24 protein-coding genes are annotated in these 20,909 nt (G+C 63.5%); 13 read left to right on the top strand and 11 right to left on the bottom strand.

Translation table 11 applies throughout. The features are described from left to right. The first annotated feature begins 55 nt into the window (after positions 1 to 55). On the top strand, positions 56 to 460 hold the full coding sequence (locus tag LB519_RS18480) for a GFA family protein (RefSeq protein WP_013528467.1): 405 nt from the start codon (positions 56 to 58) through the stop codon (positions 458 to 460). Between the two features lie 20 nt (positions 461 to 480). On the opposite strand, the gene LB519_RS18475 is transcribed toward LB519_RS18480, so the two are convergent. Continuing rightward, complete coding sequence (locus LB519_RS18475) at positions 481 to 1,752, bottom strand: DNA recombination protein RmuC (protein WP_013528468.1); 1,272 nt, start codon at positions 1,750 to 1,752, stop codon at positions 481 to 483. 103 nt (positions 1,753 to 1,855) lie between these two features. Between LB519_RS18475 and def the strand changes: the two genes are divergently transcribed. The 5 genes from def (at position 1,856) to truA (ending at position 5,162) form a co-directional block, all read left to right on the top strand. After that, positions 1,856 to 2,386: a peptide deformylase gene (def, locus tag LB519_RS18470; RefSeq protein ID WP_064992801.1), complete on the top strand. Its 531-nt coding sequence runs from the start codon at positions 1,856 to 1,858 to the stop codon at positions 2,384 to 2,386. A gap of 47 nt (positions 2,387 to 2,433) precedes the next feature. After that, on the top strand, positions 2,434 to 2,697 hold the full coding sequence (locus LB519_RS18465) for a hypothetical protein (protein WP_013528470.1): 264 nt from the start codon (positions 2,434 to 2,436) through the stop codon (positions 2,695 to 2,697). 116 nt (positions 2,698 to 2,813) lie between these two features. Further along, a complete protein-coding gene (fmt, locus tag LB519_RS18460; protein WP_224620824.1) occupies positions 2,814 to 3,767 on the top strand; it encodes a methionyl-tRNA formyltransferase in 954 nt (317 codons plus the stop codon). Continuing rightward, positions 3,764 to 4,270: a GNAT family N-acetyltransferase gene (locus LB519_RS18455; protein ID WP_013528472.1), complete on the top strand. Its 507-nt coding sequence runs from the start codon at positions 3,764 to 3,766 to the stop codon at positions 4,268 to 4,270. The genes fmt and LB519_RS18455 overlap by 4 nt, the downstream gene beginning before the upstream one ends. A gap of 121 nt (positions 4,271 to 4,391) precedes the next feature. After that, positions 4,392 to 5,162, top strand: a complete 771-nt coding sequence (truA, locus tag LB519_RS18450; protein WP_224620822.1) for a tRNA pseudouridine(38-40) synthase TruA — start codon at positions 4,392 to 4,394, stop codon at positions 5,160 to 5,162. Here the strand turns inward: truA and LB519_RS18445 are convergent. Together LB519_RS18445 and dapE are read right to left on the bottom strand one after the other, a co-directional pair. After that, a complete protein-coding gene (locus LB519_RS18445) occupies positions 5,129 to 5,764 on the bottom strand; it encodes a hypothetical protein (protein WP_013528474.1) in 636 nt (211 codons plus the stop codon). The genes truA and LB519_RS18445 overlap by 34 nt on opposite strands. Before the next feature lie 5 nt (positions 5,765 to 5,769). After that, positions 5,770 to 6,963, bottom strand: coding sequence for a succinyl-diaminopimelate desuccinylase (dapE, locus tag LB519_RS18440; protein WP_013528475.1), 1,194 nt, complete (start codon positions 6,961 to 6,963; stop codon positions 5,770 to 5,772). Positions 6,964 to 7,090: 127 nt separating this feature from the next. On the opposite strand from dapE, the gene LB519_RS18435 reads away from it, so the two are divergent. After that, on the top strand, positions 7,091 to 8,131 hold the full coding sequence (locus tag LB519_RS18435) for a 2-dehydropantoate 2-reductase (protein ID WP_224620821.1): 1,041 nt from the start codon (positions 7,091 to 7,093) through the stop codon (positions 8,129 to 8,131). Here the strand turns inward: LB519_RS18435 and LB519_RS18430 are convergent. The 4 genes from LB519_RS18430 to dapD form a co-directional block, all read right to left on the bottom strand. Then, a complete protein-coding gene (locus tag LB519_RS18430; RefSeq protein ID WP_063169724.1) occupies positions 8,034 to 8,807 on the bottom strand; it encodes a hypothetical protein in 774 nt (257 codons plus the stop codon). The two genes, LB519_RS18435 and LB519_RS18430, sit on opposite strands and share 98 nt — an antisense overlap. Before the next feature lie 13 nt (positions 8,808 to 8,820). Next, positions 8,821 to 9,198 carry a DUF805 domain-containing protein gene (locus LB519_RS18425; RefSeq protein ID WP_024502086.1) on the bottom strand — a complete coding sequence of 126 codons (378 nt, stop codon included), beginning with the start codon at positions 9,196 to 9,198 and terminating at the stop codon, positions 8,821 to 8,823. After that, positions 9,191 to 9,553 (bottom strand): DUF805 domain-containing protein, encoded by a 363-nt coding sequence (locus tag LB519_RS18420; RefSeq protein WP_013528479.1) that lies wholly within the window; start codon positions 9,551 to 9,553, stop codon positions 9,191 to 9,193. The genes LB519_RS18425 and LB519_RS18420 overlap by 8 nt, the downstream gene beginning before the upstream one ends. 72 nt (positions 9,554 to 9,625) lie before the next feature. Continuing rightward, the gene (gene dapD / locus LB519_RS18415) at positions 9,626 to 10,480 is read right to left on the bottom strand and encodes a 2,3,4,5-tetrahydropyridine-2,6-dicarboxylate N-succinyltransferase (protein ID WP_024502087.1); all 855 of its coding nucleotides are present in this window, start codon (positions 10,478 to 10,480) and stop codon (positions 9,626 to 9,628) included. A 142-nt stretch (positions 10,481 to 10,622) separates the two neighbouring features. On the opposite strand from dapD, the gene LB519_RS18410 reads away from it, so the two are divergent. Beyond that, the gene (locus LB519_RS18410; RefSeq protein ID WP_013528481.1) at positions 10,623 to 11,468 is read left to right on the top strand and encodes an LOG family protein; all 846 of its coding nucleotides are present in this window, start codon (positions 10,623 to 10,625) and stop codon (positions 11,466 to 11,468) included. A 99-nt stretch (positions 11,469 to 11,567) separates the two neighbouring features. Here LB519_RS18410 and LB519_RS18405 read toward each other — a convergent pair whose 3' ends face one another. Then, positions 11,568 to 12,281 (bottom strand): pyrimidine 5'-nucleotidase, encoded by a 714-nt coding sequence (locus tag LB519_RS18405; protein ID WP_013528482.1) that lies wholly within the window; start codon positions 12,279 to 12,281, stop codon positions 11,568 to 11,570. A gap of 160 nt (positions 12,282 to 12,441) precedes the next feature. On the opposite strand from LB519_RS18405, the gene LB519_RS18400 reads away from it, so the two are divergent. The 3 genes from LB519_RS18400 to LB519_RS18390 all read left to right on the top strand — a co-directional run bounded on the left by LB519_RS18400 (position 12,442) and on the right by LB519_RS18390 (position 15,010). Further along, complete coding sequence (locus LB519_RS18400) at positions 12,442 to 13,203, top strand: GGDEF domain-containing protein (RefSeq protein ID WP_013528483.1); 762 nt, start codon at positions 12,442 to 12,444, stop codon at positions 13,201 to 13,203. A gap of 194 nt (positions 13,204 to 13,397) precedes the next feature. After that, positions 13,398 to 13,574, top strand: a complete 177-nt coding sequence (locus LB519_RS18395; protein WP_013528484.1) for a hypothetical protein — start codon at positions 13,398 to 13,400, stop codon at positions 13,572 to 13,574. Next, positions 13,571 to 15,010 carry a GMC oxidoreductase gene (locus LB519_RS18390; protein ID WP_127384771.1) on the top strand — a complete coding sequence of 480 codons (1,440 nt, stop codon included), beginning with the start codon at positions 13,571 to 13,573 and terminating at the stop codon, positions 15,008 to 15,010. The genes LB519_RS18395 and LB519_RS18390 overlap by 4 nt, the downstream gene beginning before the upstream one ends. Before the next feature lie 122 nt (positions 15,011 to 15,132). On the opposite strand, the gene phhA is transcribed toward LB519_RS18390, so the two are convergent. Then, complete coding sequence (gene phhA / locus LB519_RS18385; RefSeq protein ID WP_224620819.1) at positions 15,133 to 15,969, bottom strand: phenylalanine 4-monooxygenase; 837 nt, start codon at positions 15,967 to 15,969, stop codon at positions 15,133 to 15,135. Positions 15,970 to 16,105: 136 nt separating this feature from the next. Between phhA and LB519_RS18380 the strand changes: the two genes are divergently transcribed. Together LB519_RS18380 and bchE are read left to right on the top strand one after the other, a co-directional pair. Further along, positions 16,106 to 16,582, top strand: a complete 477-nt coding sequence (locus tag LB519_RS18380; protein WP_224620818.1) for an Lrp/AsnC family transcriptional regulator — start codon at positions 16,106 to 16,108, stop codon at positions 16,580 to 16,582. Positions 16,583 to 16,699: 117 nt separating this feature from the next. Then, positions 16,700 to 18,268 (top strand): magnesium-protoporphyrin IX monomethyl ester anaerobic oxidative cyclase, encoded by a 1,569-nt coding sequence (gene bchE, locus LB519_RS18375; protein ID WP_224620817.1) that lies wholly within the window; start codon positions 16,700 to 16,702, stop codon positions 18,266 to 18,268. An 8-nt stretch (positions 18,269 to 18,276) separates the two neighbouring features. Here bchE and argB read toward each other — a convergent pair whose 3' ends face one another. Continuing rightward, entirely contained in the window at positions 18,277 to 19,170 is an 894-nt protein-coding gene (gene argB, locus LB519_RS18370) for an acetylglutamate kinase (protein WP_013528489.1), read from the bottom strand. 103 nt (positions 19,171 to 19,273) lie between these two features. Next, positions 19,274 to 20,773 carry an amidase gene (locus tag LB519_RS18365; protein ID WP_063169720.1) on the bottom strand — a complete coding sequence of 500 codons (1,500 nt, stop codon included), beginning with the start codon at positions 20,771 to 20,773 and terminating at the stop codon, positions 19,274 to 19,276. Between the last annotated feature and the right edge of the window lie 136 nt (positions 20,774 to 20,909).

The following is a 20,909-nucleotide window of genomic DNA, read 5'->3' as shown; positions in this document are numbered from 1 at the left end:
GCCATTGCCTCACGGCCTTGCGCCGCTAGATTGAAGGGGCTTTGGAGGAACGAAGATGAGAATAGACGGCGGCTGTCATTGTGGCGCCATCACCTACGAGGCGGAGGTCGATCCGGAAAAGACCACGATCTGCCACTGCACGGATTGCCAGCAACTGACCGGCACGGCTTTTCGCCTTACGGTTCCGGCGCCGGAAAGCAACTATCGCATCACCAAGGGCACGCCGAAAATCTACATCAAGATCGTGGCGAGCGGCGCCAAGCGCACCCAGGCCTTTTGCGCCGACTGCGGTTCGCATCTTTACGCCACGTCTGTCGGAGATGGTCCGAAGGTCTATGGAATTCGCGTGGGGACCGCGCGGCAGCGCCAGGATTTGATCCCGACACAGCAGAAATGGCACCGCTCGGCGCTGCACTGGCTGCCTGAATTTCAGGGCATGACCACGTTGGAGGAGCAGTAGCGCCGGTCCGGCACCGCGCCTCAATCGTCGCCTTCGACGACCCTCAGCCTGAGCTGCCCGGTTTTCGAATCGGCAACGCGCGCGCCGGTATCGACCTTGGCGGCGGGACCCCGTGACGCGGCGTCTACGGCGGCATCGCCGTCGGGCTGCGCGCCGAATTCCAGCGCCTCGATCTTCTGGCCGCGCTTGGTGACCTTCGACGTCGAAACCAGTATGTCGTCGATGTCCTTGGCCGACTGGCCGAAATGCACCTGCAGCTTGCGCACCCGCTCATCGACACGCGCAACATCCTCCATCAGCCGGATGACCTCGCCCTGGATCAGGTGCGCCTGTTCGCGCATGCGGGCATCCTTGAGGATCGCCTGGATGACCTGGATCGACAGCATCAGCAGCGACGGCGAGACGATGACGACGCGCGCACGGTGCGCCTTGTGCACGATCGCCTCGAAATTCTCGTGGATCTCGGCGAACACCGATTCCGACGGCACGAACATGAAGGCAGTGTCCTGCGTCTCGCCCTGGATCAGGTATTTTTCCGAGATATCGCGGACATGGATCTCGATGTCGCGGCGGAAGGCCTGCGAAGCTGCCTTCTGCAGATCGGCGCCATCGGCGGCGCGGATGGCGTTCCAGGCTTCCAGCGGAAATTTTGCATCGATGGCCAGCGACGGCGCGCCGTTCGGCATCTTCACCAGGCAGTCGGGCCGGCTGCCGTTCGACAGCGTCGCCTGGAACTCATAGGCACCGTGCGGCAGGCCGTCGGCAACGATCGCCTCCATGCGCGACTGGCCGAACGCGCCGCGCGTCTGCTTGTTCGAGAGGATCGCCTGCAATTGCACGACCTGGCCGGCGAGCGACTGGATGTTGCCTTGCGCGACGTCGATGATCGCCAGCCGTTCCTGCAATTTGGCCAGGCTCTCATGCGTGGATTTGGTCTGCTCGGTCATGGTCTGACCGAGCCGGCCGGTCATGGCGTCGAGGCGCTGGCCGATCGATTGCGTCAGCTCCGCCTGCCGTGCGCCGAACACTTCCGCAATGGCGCCCATGCGGCCCTGCATTTCGGCCTGGCTTTGCAGAATGCCGGCCATCCGCACTTCCGCATCGCGGGCATGATCGGCGGCTTCCGCGGCCGCCACGGCGCGCGCCTTGGCCGACCGCCACAACGCAATGACCAGCGCCACGAACAGGGCCAGAAACAGCAAAACGCCGAAGGCCAGCGCATGGCCGAGCGTGATCGTTGTGGCGCCAAGCCGGGCGACAGGCTCCGAAAGGATGGTGCTCAAATCATTCATGTGGACAGCATAGACGATTCGCCGCGATAGCACAGATCAAAACGTGAACGCGCCTGATGCCAACCGGTTGACGCGTTTCGCTGGAGGTCTTAGGTGGAACGCCATGCCGATCAAGCCGCTCATCATCCTTCCCGACCCCATCCTGCGCCAGGTTTCCAAGCCCGTAGAGCGTGTCGACGCGCCTTTGCGCAAATTAGCCGACGACATGCTGGCGACCATGTATGATGCGCCGGGCATCGGGCTGGCGGCAATCCAGATCGGCGAGCCGCTGCGCTTGCTGGTGATCGATCTCGCCAAGGAAGACGAGACGCCGGCGCCGCATGTCTTCATCAATCCGGAAATCCTGGAGAGCGCCGACGCGCGCTCCGTCTATGAGGAAGGCTGCCTGTCGATCCCGGATTATTACGCCGAGGTCGAACGCCCCGCCGCCGTGCGGGTCAAATATCTCGACCGCGACGGCAAATTGCAGGAGATAGAGGCCGAGGGGTTGATGGCGACCTGCCTGCAACACGAGATCGACCACCTCAATGGCGTCCTGTTCATCGATCACATCTCGAAGCTGAAGCGCGACATGGTGGTAAAGAAATTCAAGAAGCTCGCCAGGGACAAGGCGCCGGGCAAGCTCGCGGGATAAGGTACGGGAGTCCCCTCCAGGCCTATTGTCGGCAGGATTGCCACCAAATGGAGATGCCGACGGTCGACATGCTGATCAGGGACATTCCTGAGCCTTTGAAGCGCGAGATCGAACTGGCGGCGCGCGAGGTCGGCCAGAGCGTCTCGGACAAGGCCATCGGCCTTCTGCGCAAAGGCATAGTTGCGGAGAGGCCGGCCCGAGAGGAGTCGAGCCTCTCGGCGTGGGCTGCAATTCGCTCGGCTTTCGTATCTGAAAGCGCAATTGGCGATGAATACGCGGAAATCATGGAGAAGATCGAAGCGGAAAGATAGCGCGACGGTCGTCCCGCGACTTCGACGGCCTTGACCTGAAGCTCGTAAACCCGTTTGAAGCGGATGCCTGAGCCGGCACACTGCGCGAGCAAGAAGACAGGATACCAGAAGAAAAAATGCCCCTTCGCGTCATCTTCATGGGTACGCCGGAGTTTTCGGTGCCGACCTTGCGCGCGATCGCCGAGGCTGGCCATGAGATATCAGTCGTCTATACCCAGCCGCCGCGCGCTGCCGGACGACGCGGGCTGGAGCTGACGCTGTCGCCGGTGCAGCGCGAGGCGGAGCGACTGGGCATCGAGGTGCGGACGCCGGTTTCGCTCAAAGGCGAGGCCGAACAGGCCGCTTTTCGCGCCTTGCAGGCCGATGTGGCGGTGGTCGTCGCCTATGGCTTGCTGCTGCCGAAGGCGGTTCTAGAGGCAACCCGGCTCGGCTGCGTCAACGGCCATGCGTCGCTTCTGCCGCGCTGGCGCGGCGCCGCCCCCATCCAGCGCGCCATCATGGCCGGTGACCTGGAAAGCGGCATGATGGTGATGCGCATGGAAGAGGGCCTGGACACCGGTCCGGTCGGGCTGGTTGAAAAGTGCGCCATCGAACCCGATATGACAGCCGGCGATCTGCATGATCGGTTGATGAGTGTCGGTGCTGCCTTGATGGTGGAAGCGCTGGCGCGGTTGGAAGGGAACACCCTGACATTCACCACACAAGCTGTGGATGGGGTGACCTACGCCAAGAAAATCGATAAATCCGAGACTCGCGTGGACTGGACTCGCTCGGCAAGTGAGGTCCACAATCATATTCGTGGCCTGTCGCCCTTTCCAGGCGCCTGGTCGGAGATAGGAATTGGCGGCCGCCAGGAGCGGCTGAAACTGCTTCGCTCGACGCTGTCGCAAGGCCTGTCGCCTTCGGAAGATTTGGGCGAGTCGGGAGGAATTCTCGATGACCGGCTGACGGTCGCCTGCGGGGCAGGCGCGATCAGGCTGGTCGAAGTTCAACGGGCGGGCGGAAAGCCCGCTGCCGCGTCGGAATTCCTGCGCGGGGCCAAGATCGAAAAAGGACTGAAATTCTCATGAGCATGATGTCGATACGCGCGGCAACGCCGCGGGATCGCGAGGCCATCCGCCTCGTCGAGGAACACGCTTTCGGCCAGCAGGCGGAGGCCGGTCTGGTCGACGCGCTGGTGACCGGCGGCGACGCGGTTGCCGAGCTGGTTGCGGAAGAGGACGGCCAGGTGGTCGGCCATATCCTGTTTTCGCGGCTGTTCGTCCAGAATGGCGGCAAGACCTTCGCGGCCGTAGCGCTGGCGCCGCTGGCGGTGGAGCCCTCGTTCCATGGCAGCGGCATTGGCGGCGCGCTGATCCGCGAGGCGCATATCCGCCTCAAGGATGGTGGTGAGACGCTGGCCGTGGTGCTGGGCGACCCCACCTATTACGGGCGTTTCGGCTATAGCCACACGCGTGCCGAGAACTTCGAAAGCGAATACCAGGGCGAAGCGCTGCAGGCGCTGGCCTGGGGTGACGCGCCAGAAGCAGGCAGGCTGGTCTACGCCTCCGCCTTCACCGCTCTCGCCGCGTAGAACAGTCAGCCGTTTTCACGGAAACGGCGAACTGTTCTCCTCTTTGTTTTAACGCAATTCCGAACGGAAAACCGTTTCACACTTTTCCTGGAATTGCTCGAGGCGAGAGCTCTAGCCGCAAATGCCGCGTTTTCGCCTCGACATCGAATATGACGGCAGCCTGTTTGCCGGCTGGCAGCACCAGGCGGATCAGCCTTCGGTGCAGCAGGCGATCGAACAGGCGATCGAAAAATTCTGCGGCGAAGCGATCAGGCTGCGCGCCGCCGGCCGCACCGATGCCGGCGTGCATGCGACTGCGCAGGTGGCGCATGTCGACCTCGTCAAGGCGTGGCCGAGCGACAAGGTGCGCGATGCCGTCAACGCCCATCTGCAGGCGGCCGGGGCGCGCATCGCCATCCTGAAAGCGACGGTGGTCTCCGACAGTTTCGACGCCCGCTTCTCGGCCATTGGCCGCCACTATCTCTACCGCATCCTGAACCGCCGCGCGCCGGCCGCGCTCGACAAGGGCAAGGTGTGGTGGGTGCCGAAGCGGCTCGACGCCGGCGCCATGCACGAAGCGGCAAAGGTCCTGCTCGGACGGCATGACTTTACCACCTTCCGCTCGACCCAGTGCCAGGCCAACAGCCCGATCAGGACGCTGGAACGGCTCGATGTGAGCCGACAAGGCGACATGATCGAGGTCAGGGCTTCGGCGCGCTCGTTCCTGCACAACCAGGTGCGTTCGATGGTCGGCTCGCTCAAGCGTGTCGGCGACGGCGGCTGGAGCGCGGCCGACCTGAAAACATCGCTCGAGGCGCGCGACCGCGCCGCCTGCGGCCAGGTGGCGCCGCCCGACGGGCTGTTTCTCACCGGTGTCGATTATCCGGTCGAGACGAGCCCGGAAAGGCTCTGAACTCCGACATCGTCCGGGACGGTGATGCCGAGCAACGTCTGCAGGCCGAACAGCACCAGCAGCGACGCAATGAACATGCCGACGAAAACGGCCGTGCCGACCGCTGCGCCCCTGCCCATCGTGGCATTTGTCATGCGCCAGGTCAGCACCATAGAAAGGGCAAAGAGGAACAGCGACACAAGGCTCGAAACCTGGCTTGCGGACGACAGGAAAAGCCGGATCAGCGCCGAAGGCAGCATCAGCCAGGCGGTGATGGCCGAAGCCCAGTTGCTGGCAACGACGTAGTGGACGAAGCGGCCGCCTATGCCGGCGCGCGGCGCGATGAAAGCGAGCGCAACCAGCGGCAGCACCCAGGAGCCGATGTCGACCGTCGCCAGGCGCACCAGCATGCTGAAGCGCCCCGCGAAGGCGTCGGGATCGCCGATTTCGTTGGCGATGCCGACCCAGCCGACGATCAGCGCCGGTGCTGCAACGACAATGGCGAAGAAGGAATTCCAGAAGCCGTCGGCCGACAGGTCGAGCAGGCGCAGGCCGTCGGCTCTGCCGAGCATCAATCGCCAGGCGCCCGTCAGCGAAGCTTGGGTTTCGTCCGCCGAAAGCATGCTGTTCAGCCCTGTCCGAACCAGTCTTCTATGAAGCGCTGGTAGATTTGCGTCAGCGTCTCGAGGTCGGCAATGGCGACGCGCTCGTCGACCATGTGCATGGTCTTGCCGACCAGCCCGAACTCGACCACCGGGCAATAGTCCTTGATGAAACGCGCATCGGAGGTTCCACCGGAGGTCGACAGCGTCGGCTCCTTGCCGACCGCCGACTTGATCGAGCCGCGCAGCGTTTCGATCAACCTGTCGTCACGGGTCAGGAAGACATGGCTCGGCCGGTCGCGCCAGACGAGCTCGTAGTCGACCGGCGTCTTCTTGCCCTGCCGGTACTTCTTGCGCCTGGCCGCCTGGTCGAGCCGGTTGTGGATTTCGGCCTGCAGGGTCTCGTCCGTCCAGGTGTCGTTGAAGCGGATGTTGAAGGTCGCGGTCGCTTTGGCCGGGATGACATTGGTGGCCGGGTTGCCCACATCGATGGAGGTGATCTCCAGATTGGTCGGCTGGAAATCCCTGGTTCCCTTGTCGAAAACCGGATGCAGCAAGGCATCGACCAGGCTCATCAGCCCGCGCACCGGATTGTCGGCAAGCAAGGGATAGGCGACATGGCCCTGGCGGCCATTGACGGTGACGGCGCCGGACATCGAGCCGCGGCGGCCGATCTTGATCATGTCGCCCAGCGCATCCGGGTTGGTCGGCTCGCCGACGACAGAGGCATCCCATTTCTCGCCCCTGGAAGCCGCCCATTCGAGCAGCTTGACCGTGCCGTTGATCGCGGGGCCTTCCTCGTCGCCGGTGATCAGCAGCGAGACCGAGCCTTTCGGACCGCCATTGGCCTCGACATGGCGCGCCACGGCGGCGATGAAACAGGCGATGCCGCCCTTCATGTCGACGGCGCCGCGGCCATACATCTCGCCATTGGCGATCTCGGCGGCGAAGGGCGGATGCGTCCAGGCGGCTTCGTCGCCGACCGGCACCACGTCGGTGTGGCCGGCGAACATCAGATGCGGGCCATTGCCGGAACGCCTTGCATAGAGGTTTTCGATGTCGGGCGTGCCGTCTTCCGAAAACACCGGCCGATCGACCAGGAAGCCGAGCGGTTTGAGCATCGTCTCCAGCGCGGTCAGCGCACCGCCCTCAGCGGGCGTCACCGAAGCGCAACGGATAAGGGCGGCGAGGTTTTCGGCAGGATCGGTCGGCAGCGTCATGGCAAAAGCGATAGTCGAAAGCGCAGGGCCTGTCACGGCCAGACATAGGGGCCAGCCTCATGGCTGGCGATACCGCCGATATTATGGTTTTCATGTCGTATAGTTGCGACCCGGCGCGGGCGACAGGATGGCAGACAAGGACAAACGGATCGTCATAGCCGGTGCCGGCAGCATCGGCTGCTATGCCGGCGGCTGCCTGGCGCTGGCCAGCCGAAAGGTCATTCTGCTGGCCCGGCCGCGCATCGAGGCAGCGTTGCGGCAGGGCGGATTGCGGGTCAGCGACCTCCAGGGCCGCGATCGCTCGATCAAGCCGGAGGCGCTTGCCGTCACCACCGCTCCGGCCGCCACCCTGCCGCAGGCGGACGTGATCCTGGTCACGGTCAAGAGCGGCGCCACTCAGGACATGGCGGATCTTATCAAAGCTCATGCCCGGCCCGACGCCGTGGTGATCAGCCTGCAGAACGGTGTCGACAATGCCGACAGGCTGCGTGCCGGGCTTGGCCGGCGAACGGTGCTGGCCGGCATGGTGCCGTTCAATGTGGTGCAGTCGCCGGACGGCGAGCTGCCGCTGCGCGTGCACCGCGCCAGCGACGGCAAGGTGATGGTCGAGGATGGCGATGCCGGCCTGGTCGGCCTGCTTGGCGTCGAAGGGTTTGCGGTTGAAGCGCATGGCGACATGAAGGCGGTGCTGTGGGGCAAGCTGCTGATGAATCTGAACAACGCGCTGGTGGCGCTTTCCGGCCTGCCGCTGGCAACCGAACTGGCCGACCGACGCTGGCGGCTGATCCTGGCCGGCCAGATCGACGAGGCGCTGACGGCACTGAAAGCGTCCGGCATCGAGCCGGCGCGGATCGCCGGCCTGCGGCCGGCGCTGCTGCCGAAAGTGCTCAGGCTGCCGGACTGGCTGTTCAAGCTCTTGGCGCGGCGCATGCTGGCGATCGACCCGCAGGCGCGCTCGTCGATGTGGGACGATCTTCAGCGCGGCCGGCCGACGGAGATCGACGATTTGCAAGGTGCCATCTTGCGGCTGGCGGGGAAGGCCGGCACGCCCGTGCCGACGGTTCAGCGGATCATCGCCTTGGTGCGCGCGGCGGAAGCGGAGCGGCTTGGCTCGCCGGGCCTGGCGCCGGAGCAGATTGTTGCACCGGCCGGCCGTCGATCAACGTGATCTTCTGCCAGATTTTCCGCGACAGGTTGGACGCCAGGTTCTCGATGTCGTTGACGCCGTCGATGACCACGTCGTCATTGACCGACTGCGCGAACAATGCGGCGATCTTGCCGGTGATCGACAGCATTTCGGAGCAATAGTCGAGGTAACGCGCCAGGTCGGCGGCATTGGTGATGCGGGCGGGCGAATGCGACGTTGGCTTGAAATCGGCCGACAGCGCCGCCGGATCCTTGGTCAGCTGGTGCATGTCGATGACGTGGATCAGCGAGCGCAGGCCATGCAGCTGGCGAAAGACCTGCTTGCGCTTGATGCGCTCCTCGGAGCGGATCAAGGCGAGAAATCCGACAATGGCGAGGATGAACATGTTGAGCGAAGCTTCGATGCCTTGCACAGACTGGACGGCATCACCCGGTTTGGAAATGCGGTCGAATGGCAATACGGTTCCGACGAAGATGAACATCAGTGCGCCGGCAACGACAGCGGCGACGATGAGGCCGCGCAGCCACCAGATCGGCGCTTCCAGGGCCTTGGCGCCCTGTGCCAGGTCGCGCGACAGAGAGACCAGTTCGGCGGCAACGCCGCGCAGGCCGGCATCGGGGAAACGCTCCGCAACGCGCGTCTCCAGCCGTTCTGCGGTCTCGATGATCAGTTTCGGATCAAGCGTACGGTAGCGCATGTCCGATCGAACCTCAGGGTTGTGCTGGCTCGTTGGTGCGCCGGCCGTAGCGGTTGGGTCCAGGCTGCCCCGGAAACAGGCACAACACAAGGAAGGCCACGATCGAGACCACCGGCACGAACAGGATCAGCGCCGCAATGCCCGGCTTGTCCAAATCGTGCAGCCGCTTGACCGCCAGGGCAATGTTCGACCACAGCGAGGCGATGAAGGCGACGAAGAAGATGAACGACCACATGTTGCTCTCGGCCGAACCTTCCGGCACCAGCGTGAAGCGGTAGAGCGGGAAGGCCTGGATGATGGCGACGAGCAACCCGCCAAGAAAATAGGCCGCGCGACTGACGCGGCCCGAGGTTTTGAAGAAAAGCCAGGTGAGATCTGATCTGTCAGGCAAGCGGGTCCGGTCCATATTGATTGGCGCCCCTGGCGCCTTCGAGAATGCCGCATTCCACCAGAAACCAGATCGGGCCGATCAATGGCACCAGCATGATCAGGCTCCACCAGCCCGACTTGCCGCGATCATGCCAGCGCTTGGCGTAGACTGCGAGTGCGAAATAGATCGAGGCCAGAGCGATGAGAATGCCGATGATGCCGATCTGGGCGCCACTGGCCGTGGTGATGCGTGTACCGAGGATCGCATCGAGAATAAAGGCAACGATGCCAATGACGATGAAAACGCCAATCGCGGCCCAGAACTTGCCACGGTTGATGCGACCGTCAAAACTTGTGAGCAGATACTTCCAGTCCATGTCACCCCTCGATGATGAACCCGCGCGACCGATTGTCGCGCCGGCGGAAGGTGCGCCCGCTTTGCGCAAAGATCAATCGCGCAGCAATTCGTTGATCGAGGTCTTGGACCTGGTTTTGGCGTCGACGCGCTTGACGATGACGGCGCAGTAGAGGCTCGGACCCGGCTCGCCGTTCGGAAAGGGCTTGCCCGGCATCGCTCCGGCGACGACGACGGAATTCGGCGGCACTTCGCCGTAGAAAATCTCGCCGGTGGCGCGGTCGACGATCTTGGTCGACTGGCCGATGAAGACGCCCATGCCGAGCACCGAGCCTTCGCGCACGATGCAGCCCTCGACCACTTCCGAGCGCGCGCCGATGAAGCAATTGTCCTCGATGATGGTCGGACCTGCCTGCATCGGCTCCAGCACGCCGCCGATGCCGACGCCGCCGGAAAGATGCACGTTCTTGCCGATCTGGGCACAGGAGCCTACCCCGACCCAGGTGTCGATCATGGTGCCTGTATCGACATAGGCGCCGACATTGACGAAGGACGGCATCAGCACGGCGCCCGGCGCGATATAGGCCGAGCGACGCACGATCGACCCCGGCACGGCGCGAAAGCCCTCCTTTTCGAAATCGACAGCGCCCCAGCCATCGAACTTCGACGGCACCTTGTCCCACCACGTCGCTTCGCCGGGACCACCCTTGATGATCTCCATCGGGTTGAGCCGGAAGGACAAAAGCACGGCCTTCTTCAGCCACTGGTTGACATGCCACTTGCCGTCGGCCTGCCGCTCGGCGACGCGGACGGCGCCGCGGTCGAGCAGGTCAAGCGCCGACTGGATGGCATCGCGCGTTTCGCCGCGCGTCGCAGTCGAAATCGCATCGCGTTCCTCGAAGGCCTTCTCGATGCTCTTTTCGAGGCTCGCCAGATCGGGCTTCGACATGAATTCGCTCCATTACCAAGCTGTTAAGGGGCTGAGCCTTAACCTGTTTTGAAAGTCGCGCGGACCCTATGTTAAGGCTTAATGGGGGTCAATCGCGTGTGCGTCACGGGACGGCGCAGTTAAGGGAATTGGACGGGTAGTTATGACTCCTATGGAAAAGGCGGGGTGGACGCCGCTGCCGCATTCGGACGAGGATCTGGAGCGGTCGAAGAGCGTGCCTGACACGCCGCAGACGCGTGCCGAAACCTACCGGCTCGCCTGGAACGATCCCGACTTCATGACGCGCCGCGAGTTGCGCGCGGTCAGGCTGCAACTCGAACTCCTGAAACCGGAAATGATCCTAGCCGAACGCGGCATCCGCTCGACGGTGATCCTGTTCGGCGGCGCGCGCCTGCCGGAACCCGGCGGCGAGGCCTGGGCGGCCAAGAACGAGACGCAGAAGAAGAACCTCGAAGAGAACAGCAAATACTACGAAGAAGCGCGCAAATTCGCCCGCCTCTGCTCGCAGCAATCGGCTACCTCCTATTACCGCGAATATGTCGTGGTGACCGGCGGCGGGCCTGGCGTGATGGAAGCGGGAAACCGCGGCGCCGACGATGTCGGCGCGCCGTCGATAGGCCTCAACATCGTCTTGCCGCACGAGCAGGCGCCGAACATCTATGTGACGCCGGAGCTCTGCTTCAACTTCCATTATTTCGCTATCCGCAAGATGCATTTCGTCATGCGCGCCAAGGCGGTCGCGGTGTTTCCGGGCGGCTTCGGCACGATGGACGAATTCTTCGAGACGCTGACCCTGATCCAGACAGGGCGCATGGAGCGCGTGCCGGTGATCCTGTTCGGCAAATCCTTCTGGAAGCGGGCGATCGATCTCGATTTCCTCGCCGAGCAGGGCACGATCAGCCCCGGTGATCAGGACATCATCGACTTCGTCGACACCGCGGATGAGGCGTGGGGGATTATCAGCCGGTTCTATAAGTTAGGAGAGTAGGGCTGGGGATCGGGGAATTGAAGAATTGAAGAATTGAAGAATGAAGGGATTGCGGCTCTGCGTTCGGATCGATGCCCAATTCGTCATTTCATCATTTCTTCATTTCCCCTCCCCCCTCTCCACAATCGCCGTCAGAAACCCCGCCAGATCGTCGGTGACGAAATCGACATCATCCTCATTGGCCGGGTCGCGCTCCCATATCTCGGAAAAGGTCGGCTCGAAATTGCGCGGCACGATCAGCACCGTGGTCATGCCGAGCGACTTCGGCACCGAAAGGTTACGGGCAAGATCCTCGAACATCACCGCATTGTGGCCGGTGACGGCGTGGAGTTCGGCGAACTTCTCGTAGGTCTGGCGCGCCGGCTTGGGATTGAGCCCCGCAGCGACGATGTCGAAGATGTCGTCGAAATGGTCGAGGATGCCGAGCTGGCGCGCGGTGCGCTCGGCGTGCCTGCGGTCGCCATTGGTGAAGATGAACTTGCGGCCGGGAAGCTGGCGGATGGCGGTGCCGAGAACGGGATCGGGCACCAGCCATGAATAGTCGATGTCGTGGACCTTCTCGAGGAAATCGTCGGGGTCGATGCCGTGGCGTGTCATCAGGCCGTTCAGCGTCGTGCCATATTCGCGGTAGAGCTCCTTCTGCAACTTGCGCGCATCGTCGCGCGGCAATGCCAACAGTTCGCCGACATAGGCGGTCATCTTGACGTCGATCTGCGAGAACAGATTCGAATGGTGCGGATAGAGCGTGTTGTCGAGATCGAAGACCCAGTCGGTGACATGGGCGAAGCGGGCGGGGTCAGGGAGCGTGGTCATGGACTCCTTATGGCATGAAACGCGCATTCCGAAAGCGACTTTATCCACAACTTCTGCTCGTTGAGGTTGCGTAAATCGTCTCACGATTCAAATTTTAGGCATCTGGGAAAGGTGGCCTTCAGGGCTTGCTGGCAGAGAGGCAGTCTTGTGGGAGCAAGCGATGAACAGCATAATTCTGAGATCCGCCGCCGTTGCTTTCGCCTCAGTCGCGGCCTCTCTCCTGCTGACCCTGATCATCGTTCCGGCCATGGGATTTCCGGTCAACCGGACGATCTGGCTGACCTCCACGCTCTGTCCGCTGGTGCTGGCGTGGGCCGCCAGCGCAAGCACTTTCTGGCAAAGCGACAGGCTGAAAAACGCGCATCGCGATCTCGCCCGAGCCCATGCCCAGCTCGCCGCCGCGCATCGCCGCCTGGCGGAAAAGGCGAGCCGCGACGACATGACCGGCATGCTCAACCGGGAAAGCTTCTTTGCCGCGCTCGACGGTTCGCGCCGCAAGTCCGATCGCGGCGCGCTGCTGATCATCGATGCCGACCACTTCAAGACCATCAACGACAATTTCGGCCACCTGACCGGCGATGACGCGCTGCTTTTGATCGCCAGCGCGATTCAGCGCGGCGTGCGCAGCGGCGATGTGCTCGGCCGCATCGGCGGCGAGGAATTTGGCGCCTTTCTGGTTGGCGCCACCGAGCAGGAGGCCAAGCGCGTCGCCGAGCGCATTCGCCGCGAAGTCGAGCTGATCCGCTTCCGGCCCGTCGACGAGCGGACCATTCCGCTCACGGTCAGCATCGGCGGTACTGTCTGCGGCGAGGAAGCCAGCGTGTCGGAGTTGATGCGCGCCGCCGACCGACGCCTCTACCAGGCCAAGCACCAGGGCCGTAACCTGACGATCATCGACACCGGCATTTCCGAGGCGGCGTGATCCGATCTGCCGCAACCGGCCTGTTAAGAAAACTCTAACCTTGTTTGCACTCGGTTGTACCGCTTAGCCGGGTTTTCACTGCTTTGCGGCCAGACTTGGCACGATACTGGCTTCCACGGTGATGCATGTGTCGTTCCGGGAATTGCCGTTCTGGGAACGCCATGCAGTGCCGAAGCCCAGCCGAGAGACCAGCCATGAGTTTCATCATCAAGAAAATGTCACGCCGCGCGCTCGTGCAGGCGTTGATCGCATTGCCTGCCCTGTCTTTGTTCCGCAAGCTGCCTGATGCCGATGCCGCCGGTCCAAAGCCCGACCCGAACGAGATCGTCGAGGTCGGTGGCTGGATCCTGAAGCGGAGCGACCTGGCATGATCTTCGACAGCTACGAGGCGTATCGCGCTGCGAACTTCACCCCGAAGGTCTGCATCCTCGGCTCCGGTCCGGCCGGCATGACCATTGCCCGCAAGCTTGGCGCGGCCGGCATTCCGGTGGTGGTGATGGAGGCCGGTCCGCGCGAATTCAGCGACGACTCGCAGGACTTTTACCGGGGCAGCACGGTCGGGGATTTCTATTTCGATCTCGACATCACCCGGCTGCGGTTCATGGGGGGCAGTTCCAACCACTGGGCAGGCTGGTGCCGCGTGCTCGACAAGCAGGATTTCGAGCCGAAGGCCTGGGTACCCGATACGGGCTGGCCGATCGCCCGCACCGACATCGAACCCTATCTGCCGGAAGTGCGCGATATTCTCGACCTTCCGGCCCTCCGGCCCGATATGCCGATCTCGGACGATATTCGCTGGGTGCAGCTGATCAAGAGCCCGGCCGTGCGCTTCGCCGAAAAGTTCGGCGATGAACTCGACAAGGCCACGAACATCGCGGTGGTGCTCAACACTTGTGCCACCGAACTTGCCGGCGACGGCAGACGCGTGACTGGCGCCAGGCTGTGGTCAAACGGGCAGGATGCCGGCTCCTTCAGCGCTGACTATTTCATCGTCTGCACCGGTGGGCTGGAGAATTCGCGGCTGCTTCTGTGGTCCAACCAGCGCTCGAACGGCGGCGTCGTGCCGAATGCAACTGCGCTTGGCCGCTACTGGATGGAGCATCCGACCTTCGAGGGTGGCAACGCCATCCTGGCCGACTATAACGCGTTCGAGGTCGACGCCGTCAACGAGGCCTTCTTCTCGCCGACACTCGCCGCCATGGAGCGGCTGCAGATCATGAACTTCGGCATCCGGCTGATCGAGACGCCGTATCCCGGCGTCAAGAGCCTTATCGCCGACCTCGCCTGCACGGCGCCCAGCATGGCGGAATGGATGTCCTACCAGCTCAGTCAGAGACTGCGCTGCGCGGCCCAGCTCTACGTCGCCTGGGAACAGGCCCCGCTGGCCTCCAACCAGATCGAGTTGTCGAAGACCGATGTCGACCATGCCGGCGTGCCGCGCATCGAACTGCACTGGAAGAAATCCGAACTGGAACATCGCACCCTTCTCGAAGGGCTCAGACTGTTCGGCGCAACGCTGATCGAGAAGAATCTCGGCCGCGTGCGCATTGCCGACTGGATCAGCAATGGTCAGGACTATCCGACCAACGACGAGACGGCGGGCCATCACCATATGGGCGGCACGCGCATGGGCACCGACATCAGCAAGAGCGTGGTCGACGCCAACTGCAAGGTGCACGGCATGGACAATCTCTATGTCGGCGGCTCCTCGGTGTTCTGCACGTCGGGTCAATGCAACCCGACGACGACGATCACCGCGCTGGCCTGCCGGCTGGGCGACCATCTCAGCAAGGTGGTCACCGCCTGACGGCTGCAGGGCAGCATGCTGCCTAGGGCAGTTCACCGTTTCACGGAACGGCGATCCGCTCTAACTCTTTGTTTGACGCAATTCCGGACGGAAAACCGTTTCACACTTTTCCTGGAATTGCTCTAGAGCGTCGCCGGGTCGAGCGCCGGCTGGTCCTTGCGCCGGGCGACGATTGCCGCGAAATCGGCGGTCTGGAAGGCATCGCGCAAGGCATCGAAGGACGGCAGCACGAAATAGGCGCGCTGGAACTTGTCGATCTCGTAGCCGGTGCGCATCACCGTTTCCAGGTCGAAGGGCACGTGGTGGGCGTCCTTGCCTTCGACCGCGAACTGCAGCTCGGTAAACGACGACATAAGGCCGGCGCCAAAGGCCTTCAGCGGCTGGCCGGCCTCCTGCATCAGGCCATATTCGGCCGTGTACCAGTAGAGCCGGGAAATCATCTCGTCGCCACCCAGCGCGATGATGTCGCCGGCCTTCTCGCCATACATCTGCATGAAATCGGCGAACACCGGTTGCGACAGCGCCGGCACATGGCCGAAGAAATCATGGAACATGTCGGGCTCGACGATGTAGTCGAGCTCCTGCCTGGTCCGCAGCCAGTTGGTGACCGGGAAGCGGCGATCGGCGAGATGGTCGAAAAACGGGGCCGCGGGAATGAGCCCCGGCACCGCGACGATCTGCCAACCGGTCAGTTTGCGCAGCTTGGCGCTGACCTCGTCGAAGTCGGGAATACGGTCGAGCAGGCCGAGTTTTTCGACGCCGTCGAGGTAGGAATGGTGGGCGAGCTTGCGCGTCAGTCTGGTCTGGCGGTCGCACAGCGTGCGCCACACCGCCTGCTCTTCATCGCTGTAATCGTAACCCTGCGACACGGTGAAATCGGCACGGCAGACCGAGTAGTCGCCGCGCAATCCTTGCGCCGCGCAGTCGCGGGCATATTCGGCAACGCTCATCGTCGTCATGGTTTTTCTCCTCGCAAAGCAAATCGCTGACGTGCTGAACGTTAAGCGGATTTGCGGAGGCGAATCGGTTTTGATGATGGTTCGAATTCGGAAATCGGGATAATATTCACTCAGAAATTCCCAGGAAGGAGTGAAAATGCCTCGATTCGATGATTTCGAGATCAAGATGCTCGATATCCTGCAGCGCGACGGGCGCAAACCGGTTTCCGAGCTGGCGCAAGAGATCGGCCTGTCGACGACACCATGCGCGCGGCGCTTCGAGGCGCTGCAGGAGGCCGGCATCATCAAGGGATTTGCCGCCGTGATCAGCCGCCGCGCTGTCGGGCTGATGGTCGAGGTGTTCATCCAGGTGCGCCTCGTCAGCCACAGCGACGGCTCGCCCGAAAGCTTCATCGCCGCCGTGCAGCGCATGGACGAGGTTTCCTCGTGCTGGACGATGACCGGCGACCATGACTTTCTACTGCATGTCATGGTGCCGTCGGTCGACGAGCTCAACGCTTTCGTCATGCACCGGCTGATGCGGCTCGACGGCGTGCGCGACGTCCACACGCAGTTGGTGCTGCAGAACATCAAGGGCCCGGGCCATGTGCCGCTCGGGCATCTCAGGCGATGACAATGCCTGCCCTTCGCACTCCTTGAGGAAAAGCTGCACGCAAACTGCTGAAACGGGCCAAGCGCGTGTCCACATCGCCGGCCAGCTTGTGCGGACCAACTGCCCAGGAGGTCCGCCATGAAAATCGTCCTGATCAATCCGCCGCACACCGCCATCGGCAGCCGCGTGCCCGACGATCACCTGCCGCCGCTCGGCCTGCTGGCGATCGGCGGGCCGCTGATCGATGCCGGCCATCAGGTGCGCCTCGTCGACGCCGAGTTCGGGCCGATGCCACTCGATGACGTCGTGCGCAGCGCACTGGAGGACCACCCCGACTTCGTCCTGATCGGCCATTCCGGCTCGACCTCGGCGCATCCGACCGCCTTGGCGATCGCGCGCATGATCAAGGAGCGCGAGCCGGCGACCATCATCATCTATGGCGGCGTTTTCCCGACCTATCATTGGCGCGACATCCTGGCCGCTACCGATGCCTTCGACTTCATCGTGCGCGGCGAGGGCGAAGCGACCGTGGTGGCGCTGGTCGAAGGGCTGGAAATGCGCCAGCCGCCGGCGAGCGTGGCCGGCATCGCCTATCGCGACGATCTCAGCCGCCCCTTCGCCACACAGGCGGCGATGACCATTGCCGACCTCGACGCCTACCGCGTCGGCTGGGAACTGATCGACCATACCAGTTACAGCTACTGGGGCGGCAAGCGGGCCGTGGTCATGCAGTTTTCGCGTGGCTGTCCGCATCTGTGCAACTATTGCGGCCAGCGTGGCTTCTGGACCCGCTGGCGGCATCGCGATCCGGTGAAATTCGCCAGGGAGATCGCATGGCTGCATCGCCAACATGGTGTCGAGCTCATCAATCTCGCCGACGAGAATCCGACGGTCTCGAAGAAAGCCTGGCGGGCCTTCCTCAATGCCCTGATCGCCGAGAACGTGCCGGTGCTGATCGTCGGTTCGACCCGTGCCGACGACATCGTGCGCGATGCCGACATCCTGCATCTCTACCGCAAGGCCGGTGTCATCCGCTGGCTGCTCTGCATGGAAAACACCGACGAGCAGACGCTTCAGTTGATCCGCAAGGGCGGCAGCACCTCATCCGATCGCGAGGCGATAAGGCTGCTGCGTCTCAGCGGCATCCTGTCTATGGCGACCTGGGTGTCCGGCTTCGAGGACGAAGGGTTTCGCGACCTGTGGCGCGGCTTTCGCCAACTCATCGCCTACGACCCCGACCAGATCCAGGCGCTTTATGTGACGCCGCATCGCTGGACGCCGTTCTTCCGCATCGCGCGGGATCGCAAGGTGATCCAGCAGGATGCGCGCCTGTGGGACTACAAACACCAGGTGCTGCAGATGACGCGGCTGAGGCCGTGGATGCTGTTCTTCAGCGTCAAGCTGATCGAGCTGGCGGTGCAATCACGGCCGAAGGCGCTGGCCCGCATCCTGTTCCACAAGGATCCCGAGCAGCGCCATTCGATGCGCTGGTACACACAGATGGGCCGCCGCGTGTGGTTCCGCGAGGTCTGGGGCTTTCTGGTCCGCGACATCAGGGTGAAAGACGGCCCGACGCTGGCCGAATTCTGGGGCGCGCCGCAGGACGCCGAGGAGGAATCGATGTCCGTTCGACGCCCGGCCAGAAAGCCCGCCATTCCCACCATCGACAATATTGAAGATTCCGAGGCGAGAAAGTTAGCCGGCTGACGAACCCCTCAGGGCACGATCAGCGTGCCGGCGCCATGTTCGGTGAACAGTTCCAGCAGCACCGCATGCGGGGTCTTGCCGTTGAGGATGACGACGCCTTCGACGCCGCGCTCGATCGCTTCGATGCAGGTCTCGACCTTGGGGATCATGCCGCCCGAGACCGTGCCGTCCTTGATCAGCGCCTTGGCCTCGGCCACGGTCAGTTCGTCGATCAGCTTCTTGTTCTTGTCGAGCACACCCGGCACGTCGGTGAGGAACAGCAGGCGCGTCGCCTGGCAGGCGCCGGCAATGGCGCCGGCGAAGGTGTCGGCGTTGATGTTGTAGGTGTGGCCATCGCGTCCCGGCGCCACCGGCGCCAGCACCGGGATCATTTCGGAGCGTGCCAGAAGATCGAGCAAGGTACGGTCGACCTCGACCGGCTCGCCGACGAAGCCGAGATCGAGCACGCGCTCGATGTTGGAGTCCGGATCGATCATGGTCTTGCGGGCCTTTTCGGCGAACACCATGTTGCCGTCCTTGCCGCACAGGCCGATCGCCCATTCGCCCTCGGCGTTGATCAGCGCGACGATCTCCTTGTTGATCGAACCGGCCAGCACCATTTCGACGATCTCGACCGTCTTCTGGTCGGTGACGCGCAGGCCGCCTTCGAACTTGGATTCGATGCCCATCTTGGCCAGCATGGCGCCGATCTGCGGGCCGCCGCCGTGGACGACGATCGGGTTGACGCCGGATTGCTTGAGCAGCGCGATGTCGCGCGCGAAGGCCTTGCCGAGCTCGATGTCGCCCATGGCATGGCCGCCATATTTCACCACGACCGTCTTGTGCTCGTAGCGCTGCATGTAGGGCAGCGCCCGCGACAACAGGGCTGCCTGCATTTCGGCGGTGGCGGTTATTTCCGTCATCGGCTTTTTTCCCTGGAGATCGGTAAGGACGGCGGCGTCTTAGCGGGAATTGGCGCCGCCCGCAAATGGCTTTGCTGTCATATTCGAGCGCTTCACGACCTCGTCATCGTGTCGGCACCATCAGCGGCGCCCTGCGACCCAGCCAACCCGAGATCTTCTCCATCTGCGCGGCGAGCGACAAAAGCGTCTCCTCGTCGCCCGGACGGCCGGCAGCCTGGACGCCGATCGGCAGGCCGGCGTCGGTGACATGGACCGGCAGGGCGATCGATGGCTGGCCGCTGACATTCTGGATCGCCGGCCAATGGGTGAACCAGAGGCTCTTGTCCATCAACTGGCCGAAGAACGGCTTCAGCTTCAGCAAGGGCGTCAGGTGAAGCTTGTCGAGCAGGTTCTCGATGAGGTCGTCGGCGCCTTTCGGATCCATTGCGCCGCAGGCAAGCGGCGGGTGGGCAATGATCGGCATCAGCACGGCGTCATACTGCGCGGTCTCTGCGATCAGCCGCCGTGAGGCGGCATGCAGCCGCTGCAGGTCGGCATAGGTCTCGCCGGCCGACACCAGTTCGCCGAAGCGGGCGAGCACGCGCGTGGCCCGCTCGATGTCGCCAGCAACGGAACGGCCGACGCGCAGCGCTTCGGCCCGCATCGTGCCAGCGACGGCGGAGGCAACCGTCCTGCAGAAATCGGCGAAGAAATCGCGGCCGATAAAGGGCAAGTCGATCTCCTCGACCGTGTGGCCGCCCTCGCGGGCAAGCGCCACCGCCGTGTCGAGCGCCTTGAGCGTCTCGTCCGAGATCGGCAGGCGAAGCGGCGATTTGCGGTACACGGCCAGACTGAGCTTGCCGGGATCGCGTGCGGCGGCAGCCGCGAACGTGCCTTTCGGCCGCGGCGCGGCATAGGGCGACAGAGGATCGGGCCCGTGGGTCAGGTCGAGCAGCAGCGCGCAATCGCGCACCGAACGGGTGAGCGCATGGTCGACGACCATGCCGTACCAGCTTTCGCTCACCAGGGGCGTCAGCGGTATACGGCCGCGCGACGTCTTCAGGCCGACAAGTCCGGTGCAGGCGGCAGGCACACGGATCGAGCCGCCGCCATCGGAGGCATGCGCCACCGGCACGACGCCGGCTGCGACCAGTGCTGCCGAACCGCCCGAAGAGCCGCCGCTGGTATGGCCGGTGTTCCACGGATTGCGGGTGATGCCAAAGGCCCTGGATTCGGTCATCAATCGAAGCCCGTGCTCCGGCGATGTCGAGGTGACGATCGGGATAAGTCCGGCAGCGAGATAGCGGTCGGTCAGCGCCGAATTGACATCGGCCAGCCATGCCGGAATGCGGCTGCCGCCATGCGTCGGCACGCCCTTGATGGCGATGCCGAGATCCTTGATGGCGAAGGGAACACCAGCCAGCGGCAGCGAGGGGTCGACGGTCTTGGCGCGGGCGCGGGCGGCATCGTAGAGCGGTTCGGCCGTGGCATTGATGTCGGGACGGGTGGCCTCGGCGCGGGCAATCGCGGCGTCGGTCAGTTCGACGGCCGAAACCTCGCCCTTGCGGACCAGATTGGCGAGGCCGGTGGCATCTTCTTCCCAAAGGATCCGTTCGACCGACATGCGCGCTCCCCCATCAATGAAGGCAAGCTAGCCAGTGGCAATTCCATTGGCAATCGACCGACGGATCCGGGCCGGCGACACACAAAAGCTTAGGCGTGCACAAGGTTATTTCCGTCGTTGCAAATACATGGCAATC

The organism is Mesorhizobium sp. AD1-1 (genome assembly GCF_020164655.1).
In the GTDB taxonomy this organism is placed as follows: domain Bacteria; phylum Pseudomonadota; class Alphaproteobacteria; order Rhizobiales; family Rhizobiaceae; genus Mesorhizobium; species Mesorhizobium ciceri.
The sequence above is the reverse complement of the archived record's forward strand: the minus strand, read 5'-3'. Positions and strand labels throughout refer to the sequence as shown.

Excerpts from the sequence above, each read along its gene's own strand:
- LB519_RS18465 (WP_013528470.1), top strand. The coding sequence starts at position 2,434 with ATGGAGATGCCGACGGTCGACATGCTGATCAGGGACATTCCTGAGCCT.
- LB519_RS18445 (WP_013528474.1), bottom strand. The coding sequence starts at position 5,764 with ATGCTTTCGGCGGACGAAACCCAAGCTTCGCTGACGGGCGCCTGGCGA.
- LB519_RS18395 (WP_013528484.1), top strand. The coding sequence starts at position 13,398 with ATGAGTTTCATCATCAAGAAAATGTCACGCCGCGCGCTCGTGCAGGCG.
- truA (WP_224620822.1), top strand. The coding sequence starts at position 4,392 with ATGCCGCGTTTTCGCCTCGACATCGAATATGACGGCAGCCTGTTTGCC.
- fmt (WP_224620824.1), top strand. The coding sequence starts at position 2,814 with ATGCCCCTTCGCGTCATCTTCATGGGTACGCCGGAGTTTTCGGTGCCG.
- LB519_RS18365 (WP_063169720.1), bottom strand. The coding sequence starts at position 20,773 with ATGTCGGTCGAACGGATCCTTTGGGAAGAAGATGCCACCGGCCTCGCC.
- LB519_RS18405 (WP_013528482.1), bottom strand. The coding sequence starts at position 12,281 with ATGACCACGCTCCCTGACCCCGCCCGCTTCGCCCATGTCACCGACTGG.
- argB (WP_013528489.1), bottom strand. The coding sequence starts at position 19,170 with ATGACGGAAATAACCGCCACCGCCGAAATGCAGGCAGCCCTGTTGTCG.
- LB519_RS18435 (WP_224620821.1), top strand. The coding sequence starts at position 7,091 with ATGGCAGACAAGGACAAACGGATCGTCATAGCCGGTGCCGGCAGCATC.
- LB519_RS18455 (WP_013528472.1), top strand. The coding sequence starts at position 3,764 with ATGAGCATGATGTCGATACGCGCGGCAACGCCGCGGGATCGCGAGGCC.
- dapD (WP_024502087.1), bottom strand. The coding sequence starts at position 10,480 with ATGTCGAAGCCCGATCTGGCGAGCCTCGAAAAGAGCATCGAGAAGGCC.
- LB519_RS18380 (WP_224620818.1), top strand. The coding sequence starts at position 16,106 with ATGCCTCGATTCGATGATTTCGAGATCAAGATGCTCGATATCCTGCAG.
- def (WP_064992801.1), top strand. The coding sequence starts at position 1,856 with ATGCCGATCAAGCCGCTCATCATCCTTCCCGACCCCATCCTGCGCCAG.
- LB519_RS18480 (WP_013528467.1), top strand. The coding sequence starts at position 56 with ATGAGAATAGACGGCGGCTGTCATTGTGGCGCCATCACCTACGAGGCG.
- LB519_RS18390 (WP_127384771.1), top strand. The coding sequence starts at position 13,571 with ATGATCTTCGACAGCTACGAGGCGTATCGCGCTGCGAACTTCACCCCG.
- phhA (WP_224620819.1), bottom strand. The coding sequence starts at position 15,969 with ATGACGACGATGAGCGTTGCCGAATATGCCCGCGACTGCGCGGCGCAA.
- bchE (WP_224620817.1), top strand. The coding sequence starts at position 16,700 with ATGAAAATCGTCCTGATCAATCCGCCGCACACCGCCATCGGCAGCCGC.
- LB519_RS18400 (WP_013528483.1), top strand. The coding sequence starts at position 12,442 with ATGAACAGCATAATTCTGAGATCCGCCGCCGTTGCTTTCGCCTCAGTC.
- LB519_RS18420 (WP_013528479.1), bottom strand. The coding sequence starts at position 9,553 with ATGGACTGGAAGTATCTGCTCACAAGTTTTGACGGTCGCATCAACCGT.
- LB519_RS18475 (WP_013528468.1), bottom strand. The coding sequence starts at position 1,752 with ATGAATGATTTGAGCACCATCCTTTCGGAGCCTGTCGCCCGGCTTGGC.
- dapE (WP_013528475.1), bottom strand. The coding sequence starts at position 6,963 with ATGACGCTGCCGACCGATCCTGCCGAAAACCTCGCCGCCCTTATCCGT.
- LB519_RS18430 (WP_063169724.1), bottom strand. The coding sequence starts at position 8,807 with ATGCGCTACCGTACGCTTGATCCGAAACTGATCATCGAGACCGCAGAA.
- LB519_RS18410 (WP_013528481.1), top strand. The coding sequence starts at position 10,623 with ATGACTCCTATGGAAAAGGCGGGGTGGACGCCGCTGCCGCATTCGGAC.